We start from the raw sequence: 2,052 nt of genomic DNA, 5'->3' as shown, positions 1-2,052 counted from the left end.
GCTTTCCGCTGCAAGTCCTCATTCCGCTGCGCTGCATTGCGGGCTTTACGCTGCTATCCCTAACGCGGGGTTGATGCATGCATGGGGTAATCGTATTTTGTTTACAACAAAAACCTATTGCCAACCACAAGTGGCATACAAATAAATTTTACTAAATAATGCATGGCCATTTGATGATTTGTAAAGAAAATACTACTTTAGTACAAGGGCTGGATGTTCGTATATACACCCAAAATTGGGTGTATATACGAACATTTATAGCGCATATAAGCTAGTTGCAAGAAACCTTTGAAAAACGAAACGTGAAAAAAGTAAGCTAAAAGAAAGAAAATCATTAGATTAGCGTTTATGTACAGCCAACATATAGGCAAGCCAAAGAGCAAAAAAAATAGAAACGACTAACTTTTGAAAGAGTAATTTAGAAGAAATTGAGCAATTTGTAAAGTAAAATGTTTTTAGTAACGGAGACTTTTATAAATTTAATTATTAACATCAAAGTTATGTGTAATGTCTCCCACATAACAGAGAAAAAAATTATTTAAAAAAATGCAAAAATTTAGTTTAAAATTATTTGTTATGATTTCTATAATAGGGATTATAACTTTGAATTCGTGTAATGACGAGTCATTGACTGAAAATTTAAGTAATTCTGAGAATTCTGAAATAACTTATCAGATGCGTAGTGGTTTAAAAAATCCATTAGAATATGTCGGTGTTGCTCATAATGAATATATGAAGGAATTTACTACAAATCTTGAAAATAGCTTTAATCAGGGTAAATGGGAAAATATTTCATTTTTAAGTCCAGAGTTTAAAACTAATTTTTCTCAGATTTCAAATGAAGCATTTATTAAACTATTTCCAAATTCAGATTCAGACACTGACAAACAAGAAATTATCTATAATGAACTTGATATTAATGAATGGTTTGATAACGACTCAACAGATGAACTAATGTTAGCTGAATCTATATTAAACACAAAAGCAACTCAAAAAGACAAAGAGTTTACAATGAACTTACTTATAGACGTGTATAATGCAATCAATAATGCTACAAGTGATGAAATTGCATATAATGAACTTGATAAGATTATTACAAAACACGAAAATTTAATCTTGTCACAAGAATGGAGTTCTAACGAAGATAACGCATTGGGTGCTTTAGCAATTACCAAATATTCTGCTGAATTTTGGAAAAATTATGATTTTTCAAAGTTTAATCAGAGTAATACTAATTTAGCAGGTAGAGCTCGCAATCCAAGAAGTTCTGTAATTGTAGGAGCTGATGTTGCGGGTTATGTTATTGGTGGAGTTGTTGGTGGAGCGGCAGGTGTTGCCGTTGGCCCTGTAACTCTCGGTGCGGGTACTGTTGCTGGTGTTCTTGGAGGTAAAGCTGTAGGTGCTTGGACTGGTTCAGCAGTAGCAGCAACCGCAATTGCAATATACGATGCTTGGAGTGATTGGTTTAATTAATTAGTTATGATAAACTTGCTAAATAATAAAACTAAAGTTATAATACTTCTCATATTGTATCTTTTAGGTGCTTTAGGTATATCTTTAATTTATATTTTTGATTTTGAAAACAATATAATTGTTTATTCGATATTTTTCGCAATAGTGGTTGTTATAAACAAACTTTCTTCAGAAATTATTGAAAATAAAAATAAACATTTTATACTTTTTTCTTTAATTCCATTTTTGACTTATTTATTATTCTTAATTATCTACAAACAAGATTACTTTGTAAGGTATAAACTTCTAATTTTATTTCCATTACTTTTAAGTTTATACCAAATGTTTAAAATAGTAAAATTTGGAAAGTAATATTACAAGAGGTTGTTTATATTAGACAACCTCTTTCACTTTCTAATCAAGGCTTCTTGCAACAAGCGTTTTGCAAGATTGCGGGGTAAGTGCTTAATTTAAAGTTTTGGCATATCAATAAAGTTTAGTAATAACCTAAAAGTAAAGGCTTATTTAGTCCGCAACCTCGCAAAGCGCGTGGACGTTAGCACCAATTGTAAAACGACACCGTAACAAATGACAGTAATC

At 31.0% G+C, this 2,052-nt stretch carries 1 protein-coding gene; it reads left to right on the top strand.

Translation table 11 applies throughout. From position 1 onward, the window contains the following. The first annotated feature begins 576 nt into the window (after positions 1–576). Positions 577–1,473, top strand: coding sequence for a hypothetical protein (locus CHU92_RS00430; RefSeq protein ID WP_129582955.1), 897 nt, complete (start codon positions 577–579; stop codon positions 1,471–1,473). Positions 1,474–2,052: the final 579 nt, after the last annotated feature.

Origin of the sequence: Flavobacterium cyanobacteriorum, assembly GCF_002251835.1 — a bacterium.
GTDB lineage: Bacteria > Bacteroidota > Bacteroidia > Flavobacteriales > Flavobacteriaceae > Flavobacterium > Flavobacterium cyanobacteriorum.
The sequence above is the reverse complement of the archived record's forward strand: the minus strand, read 5'-3'. Positions and strand labels throughout refer to the sequence as shown.